Source organism: Pseudomonas sp. NPDC089534 (assembly GCF_044749305.1).
Lineage (GTDB): Bacteria > Pseudomonadota > Gammaproteobacteria > Pseudomonadales > Pseudomonadaceae > Aquipseudomonas > Aquipseudomonas ekonensis.
The window spans coordinates 26,024-32,067 of sequence record NZ_JBIVHR010000070.1 but is presented as its reverse complement, the minus strand read 5'-3'; the positions used below and the strand labels follow the sequence as shown (position 1 = coordinate 32,067).

8 protein-coding genes are annotated in these 6,044 nt (G+C 64.7%); 1 reads left to right on the top strand and 7 read right to left on the bottom strand.

What is annotated here, in order from left to right; all coding sequences use genetic code 11:
• The 3 genes from ACIP0B_RS20080 to ACIP0B_RS20070 all read right to left on the bottom strand — a co-directional run.
• Positions 1–719, bottom strand: a 719-nt coding sequence (locus tag ACIP0B_RS20080; RefSeq protein ID WP_400835374.1) for a thiazole synthase, incomplete at its 3' end; no start/stop codon positions are given.
• A 61-nt stretch (positions 720–780) separates the two neighbouring features.
• The gene (thiS, locus tag ACIP0B_RS20075) at positions 781–981 is read right to left on the bottom strand and encodes a sulfur carrier protein ThiS (RefSeq protein WP_400835372.1); all 201 of its coding nucleotides are present in this window, start codon (positions 979–981) and stop codon (positions 781–783) included.
• A 71-nt stretch (positions 982–1,052) separates the two neighbouring features.
• Positions 1,053–1,433 (bottom strand): DUF423 domain-containing protein, encoded by a 381-nt coding sequence (locus ACIP0B_RS20070; RefSeq protein ID WP_400835370.1) that lies wholly within the window; start codon positions 1,431–1,433, stop codon positions 1,053–1,055.
• A gap of 74 nt (positions 1,434–1,507) precedes the next feature.
• On the opposite strand from ACIP0B_RS20070, the gene mtgA reads away from it, so the two are divergent.
• Positions 1,508–2,230 carry a monofunctional biosynthetic peptidoglycan transglycosylase gene (mtgA, locus tag ACIP0B_RS20065; RefSeq protein WP_400835368.1) on the top strand — a complete coding sequence of 241 codons (723 nt, stop codon included), beginning with the start codon at positions 1,508–1,510 and terminating at the stop codon, positions 2,228–2,230.
• Positions 2,231–2,409: 179 nt separating this feature from the next.
• Here the strand turns inward: mtgA and rpoH are convergent, their stop codons facing one another.
• The 4 genes from rpoH to ftsY all read right to left on the bottom strand — a co-directional run.
• A complete protein-coding gene (gene rpoH, locus ACIP0B_RS20060) occupies positions 2,410–3,264 on the bottom strand; it encodes an RNA polymerase sigma factor RpoH (protein ID WP_400835366.1) in 855 nt (284 codons plus the stop codon).
• Positions 3,265–3,376: 112 nt separating this feature from the next.
• The gene (gene ftsX, locus ACIP0B_RS20055; protein ID WP_085630054.1) at positions 3,377–4,402 is read right to left on the bottom strand and encodes a permease-like cell division protein FtsX; all 1,026 of its coding nucleotides are present in this window, start codon (positions 4,400–4,402) and stop codon (positions 3,377–3,379) included.
• Positions 4,399–5,070, bottom strand: a complete 672-nt coding sequence (gene ftsE, locus ACIP0B_RS20050; RefSeq protein ID WP_400835364.1) for a cell division ATP-binding protein FtsE — start codon at positions 5,068–5,070, stop codon at positions 4,399–4,401. Before ftsE ends, ftsX begins: the two co-directional genes overlap by 4 nt.
• Positions 5,067–6,044, bottom strand: a 978-nt coding sequence (ftsY, locus tag ACIP0B_RS20045) for a signal recognition particle-docking protein FtsY (protein WP_400835362.1), incomplete at its 5' end; no start/stop codon positions are given. The genes ftsY and ftsE, both read right to left, overlap by 4 nt.

The following is a 6,044-nucleotide window of genomic DNA, read 5'->3' as shown; positions in this document are numbered from 1 at the left end:
AGGCGGCCCGCGACGATCGCGTGTTTCATGGCTTCGGCCATCATGACCGGCTGCTGGGCGTGGGCGATGGCCGAGTTCATCAGCACGGCGTCGCAGCCCAGCTCCATGGCGATGGCGGCGTCGGAAGCGGTGCCGACACCGGCATCCACCAGCACCGGGATGTTCGCTTCCTCAAGGATGATCTGCAGGTTGTACGGGTTGCAGATCCCCAGGCCCGAGCCGATCAGGCCGGCCAGCGGCATGACCGCGATGCAGCCGGTTTCCGCCAGCTGGCGGGCGACGATCGGATCGTCGCTGGTGTAGACCATCACGTCGAAGCCTTCCTTGACCAGCGTTTCGGCGGCCTTGAGGGTTTCGATCACGTTGGGGAACAGGGTCTTCTGGTCCGCCAGCACTTCCAGCTTCACCAGGTTGTGGCCGTCGAGCAGCTCGCGGGCCAGGCGGCAGGTGCGCACGGCCTCGACCGCGTCGTAGCAGCCGGCGGTGTTCGGCAGGAAGGTGTAGCGGTCCGGCGACAGCACGTCGAGCAGGTTCGGTTCGCCCTCGATCTGACCGAGGTTGGTGCGGCGCACGGCGAAGGTGACGATCTCGGCGCCCGAGGCCTCGATGGCCAGACGGGTCTCTTCCATGTCACGGTACTTGCCGGTGCCGACCAGCAAACGCGACTGGTAAGTACGACCGGCCAGAACGAAAGGCTTGTCGTTGCGAACGATGCTCATGGGGAATCCTCTGTAGGGGTGAGGGTCTTGCAGAATGGCCGGGCCGCAGGGGCCGGCGGGACTAGCCGCCGCCGATGGCGTGCACCACTTCGACGCTGTCGCCGTCGTTGAGCGCGGTCTCGGCATGCTGGCTGCGCGGGACGATATCCAGATTGAGCTCGACCGCCACCCGGCGTCCGGTCAGTTCCAGACGGGTCAGCAGGGCCGCGACGGTCTCACCGTCGGGCAGTTCATAGGATTCGCCGTTCAACTGAATGCGCATGCGCGATGCCGCCATCATTTTTAGGGGCTGGCATTCTAGCCCGATCATGACCTAAAGGTCAGCACCAAGCGTCAAGCGGTCAGCGGCAAACGCCAGGCGGCCAGGCCCAGGCACACCCAGCCGACCAGGAAGGCCAGGCCGCCGAACGGGGTGACGATGCCGAGCTTGCCGATGCCGATGGTGGTCAGCAGGTACAGGCTGCCGGAGAACAGCAGGATGCCGACGCTGAAGGAAATCCCGGCCCAGGTGACCAGACGTCCCGGCACCTGGGTGGCCAGCAGCGCCACGCCGAACAGCGCCAGCGCGTGAACCAGCTGATAGGTGACACCGGTGTGGAAGATCGCCAGGTACTCGGGGGTCAGGCGGCTTTTCAGGCCATGGGCGGCGAATGCGCCCAGGCCGACACCGGTGAAACCGAAAAAGGCGGCCAGCATCAGAAAGCTACGCAGCATGAAGAACTCCAGTCAGACTCGGTCGGCAGGGTCTGTATAATGGCCCGCTCATCCGGTTCGGCCAAGCCATCTCTATGCTGCGTTCATTTCTCCGTCGCCTTTCGAAGGCCCTGCTCTGGTTCGCGGGCGGCAGCGTCTTGCTGGTCGTGCTGTTCCGATTCGTGCCGCCACCGGGCACCGCGCTGATGGTCGAGCGCAAGATAGAGTCCTGGGTCGACGGCGAGCCCATCGACCTGCAACGCACGTGGAAGCCGTGGGATGAGATCTCCGACGACCTCAAGGTGGCGGTGATCGCCGGGGAAGACCAGAAATTCCCCGAACACTGGGGCTTCGACATCAGCGCGATCCGCGCGGCGCTGGCCCACAACGAGCTGGGCGGTTCCATCCGCGGCGCCAGCACGCTCAGCCAGCAGGTCTCGAAGAACCTGTTCCTGTGGTCGGGCCGCAGCTATCTGCGCAAAGGGCTGGAGGCCTGGTTCACCGCGCTGATCGAAGTGCTCTGGCCCAAGCAGCGGATCCTTGAGGTGTACCTGAACAGCGTCGAGTGGGGCGACGGCGTGTTCGGCGCCGAGGCGGCGGCGCGGCATCACTTCGGCACCGGCGCCCGCTCGCTGTCGCGCCAGCAGTCCAGCCTGTTGGCCGCCGTGCTGCCCAACCCGCGGGCGTGGAGCGCCAGCCGCCCGAGCCCTTATGTCCTGCGTCGGGCGAGCTGGATCCGCCAGCAGATGAACCAGTTGGGCGGGGACAGCTATCTGGTGGGCCTGAACGATTCGCGCCGGGCGCCGTGGACCCAGTAAGGCCGCCATCGCCAGCCCAGGCAGCGCAGAAGTCTGCGGCGAGCACCGCTCCCCCTGTGGGAGCCAGCCTGCTGGCGATGGCGTCAGCCCAGGCACCCACCGGTTCCCCCGAATGGAACCACAAACGAAAACGCCCCGATCATCGCTGATCGGGGCGTTTTCTTATGCCGGGCTGCCGGTCATGCGGCAATCGACGACTTGAGCTTGTTCATCGCGCTCTTCTCGAGCTGACGGATACGCTCGGCCGACACGTTGTACTTCTGCGCCAGGTCGTGCAGCGTGGCCTTCTCTTCCGCCAGCCAGCGCTGGTAGAGGATGTCACGGCTGCGTTCGTCCAGCACTTCCAGCGCTTCGTGCAGGTTGTGGTTGGAGTTGTCGCTCCAGTCGGCGTCTTCCAGTTGACGGGCCGGGTCGTACCGGTGGTCTTCCAGATAGTTGGCCGGCGATTGGAAAGCGCTGTCGTCGTCCGCTTCCGCGGCCGGGTCGAAGGCCATGTCATGGCCGGTCAGACGGCTTTCCATCTCGCGCACTTCCCGCGGCTCGACGCCGAGGCTTTCCGCCACGCGGTGGACTTCCTCGTTGTTCAGCCAGGCCAGACGCTTCTTCTGGCTGCGCAGGTTGAAGAACAGCTTGCGCTGGGCCTTGGTGGTCGCGACCTTCACGATCCGCCAGTTGCGCAGGATGAACTCGTGGATCTCGGCCTTGATCCAGTGCACCGCGAAGGACACCAGACGAACGCCCATTTCCGGGTTGAAACGCTTCACGGCCTTCATCAGGCCGACGTTGCCTTCCTGGATCAGGTCGGCCTGGGCCAGACCGTAGCCGGAATAGCTGCGGGCAATGTGTACGACAAACCGCAGGTGGGCGAGCACCATCTGCCGAGCCGCCTCAAGATCCTGCTCATAGTAGAGACTCTCGGCCAGTTCACGCTCCTGCTCCGGCGACAGCAACGGAATGCTGTTGACGGTGTGCACATAGGCTTCCAGGTTCGCACCCGGAACCAACGCGTACGCAGGCTGCAAAGAATTGGTCATGCGAAAAAACCTCCCACTTACATACTCGTGCCATTGGCACTGCGAAAATTGACCGGAAACCGCTGAACAAGTTCCCCTTGAAACCGTGAGGTCAATCACGCGCAAAAAGATTCTACTTCGGCGCCAGCTCCCTGAGATGACGTGCGACTGCAATCCATGCACCGATATAACCCAACAGCACTGCGCCAAGCAAGAGCGACAGACCGTCGGCGACCGGCACGCCGGCCAACGCGAAATCGCTGCCGTACAAGCCGGCCAGACCGACCACCGCGTCGTTCAGCCAGTCCAGGCCGAACGCCAGGACACCCCAAGACAGAATCCCCGCACCGAAGCCGTACAACGCCCCCATATAAAGGAAAGGACGACGCACATAGCTGTCGGTGCCGCCGACGAGTTTAATCACTTCTATCTCTGTGCGGCGGTTTTCGATATGAAGACGAATGGTATTGCCTATCACCAAAAGTAATGCGGAAACCAGCAGCACCGTCAGACCGAACACAAAACGGTCACCGAGCTTGAGGATGGCGGCCAGACGCTCGACCCAGACTAGATCAAGTTGCGCCTGCTGTACCTTGGGCAGTTCGGAAAGTGTTTGTCTCAATGCTTCCAGGTTCGCCTTGTCGACTTCCTTCGGCGTTACCAGCACCACGCCGGGCAGCGGGTTTTCAGGCAGTTCGCGCAGGGCCTCGCCCAGGCCGGACTGCTGCTGGAACTCTTCCAGCGCCTGGTCGCGGCCGACGTACTCGGCCTCGGCGACGCCCGGCATGCCCTTGATCCGGTCACGCAGCGACTCGCCCTGCTCCGGGCTCGCGTCGAGCTGCAAGTACAGCGAAATCTGCGCCGCCCGCTGCCACGAGCCGCCCAGGCGCTCGATGTTGTTCAGCAGAAGTGACAGGCCCATCGGAAGGCTCAGCGCCACCGCCATCACCATGCAGGTGAAGAAACTGCCGATCGGCTGTTTGCCGAGGCGACGCAGGCTGTCGACCCAACTGGCGCGGTGGCTTTCGAGCCAGGCGCGGAACAGCGTGGCGAAATCCGGACCGTCATCGTCGTGGCTGGCCTTTTTCTTCGGCGGCTGCGGATCGGCGGCCTTCGGGGCCACGCGCTCGGAAACCTTAGGACTGCGAGTCGCGCTCATACGCCAGCCTCCCCGTCGCCGATCAGTCGGCCGCGTTGCAGAGTGAGCATGCGGTGACGCATGCGGGCGATCAGCGCCAGGTCGTGGCTGGCGATCAGCACGCTGGTGCCCAGACGGTTGATGTCCTCGAACACGCCCATGATCTCGGCCGCCAGGCGCGGGTCGAGGTTGCCGGTGGGTTCGTCCGCCAGCAGCAGGGCCGGCCGGTGAACGATGGCGCGGGCGATGCCCACGCGTTGCTGCTGACCGGTGGAGAGGTCGCCCGGGAACAGCTCGGCCTTGTCCGACAGCGCCACGCGCTCCAGCGCCGAGTCCACGCGCTTGGCGACTTCGGCCTTGGACAGGCCAAGGATCTGCAACGGCAATGCGACGTTGTTGAACACCGTGCGGTCGAACAGCAGTTGATGGTTCTGGAACACCACGCCGATCTGCCGGCGCAGGAACGGAATCTGCGCATTGCTGATCGTGCCGAGGTCCTGCCCGGCCAGCAGCAGCTTGCCGCTGGTCGGACGCTCCATCGCCAGCAGCAGGCGCAGCAGGGTGGACTTGCCGGCGCCGGAATGGCCGGTGACAAACAGGAACTCGCCACGGCGGACGCGGAAGCTCAGCTCGTGCAGGCCGACGTGACCGTTCGGGTAGCGCTTACCGACCTGTTCGAAACGAATCATGAACGCTCCCGCTCGGCAAACAAGGCCTGGACAAAGGGTTCGGCTTCAAAGGTACGCAGGTCGTCGATGCCTTCACCGACGCCGATGTAGCGGATCGGCAGGCCGAACTGCTTGGCCAGGGCGAAGATCACCCCGCCCTTGGCGGTGCCGTCGAGCTTGGTCAGGGCCAGGCCGGTCAACGCGACGGTCTGGTTGAACTGCTTGGCCTGGTTGATGGCGTTCTGGCCGGTGCCGGCGTCGAGCACCAGCAGCACTTCGTGCGGCGCGTCGGCGTCGAGCTTGCCGATCACCCGGCGAACCTTCTTCAGCTCTTCCATCAGGTTGTCTTTGGTGTGCAGGCGACCGGCCGTGTCGGCGATCAGCACATCGATGCCCCGGGCCTTGGCGGCCTGCACGGCGTCGAAGATCACCGAGGCCGAGTCGGCGCCGGTGTGCTGGGCGATCACCGGAATCCGGTTGCGCTCGCCCCAGACCTGCAACTGCTCCACCGCCGCGGCGCGGAAGGTGTCGCCGGCGGCCAGCATGACTTTCTTGCCTTCCAGCTGCAGCTTCTTGGCCAGCTTGCCGATGGTGGTGGTCTTGCCGGCGCCGTTCACGCCGACCACGAGGATCACATACGGCTTGGATTGCGAGACGATCTTCAGCGGCTGCTCGACCGGCTTGAGCATCGCGGCCAGTTCGGCCTGCAGGGACTTGTACAGCGCGTCGGCATCGGCCAGCTCCTTGCGGGCGACCTTCTGGGTCAGGCGCTGAATGATCACCGACGTCGCCTCGACGCCGACGTCGGCGGTCAGCAGGCGGGTCTCGATCTCGTCGAGCAGGTCGTCATCGATGGCTTTCTTGCCGAGGAACAGACTGGCCATGCCCTCGCCGATGCTGGCGCTGGTCTTGGACAGGCCTTGCTTGAGGCGGGCGAAGAAGCCGGCCTTGGCCTCTTCGGTGCGCGGCGGTTCGGCCGGCGCAGCGACGACCGG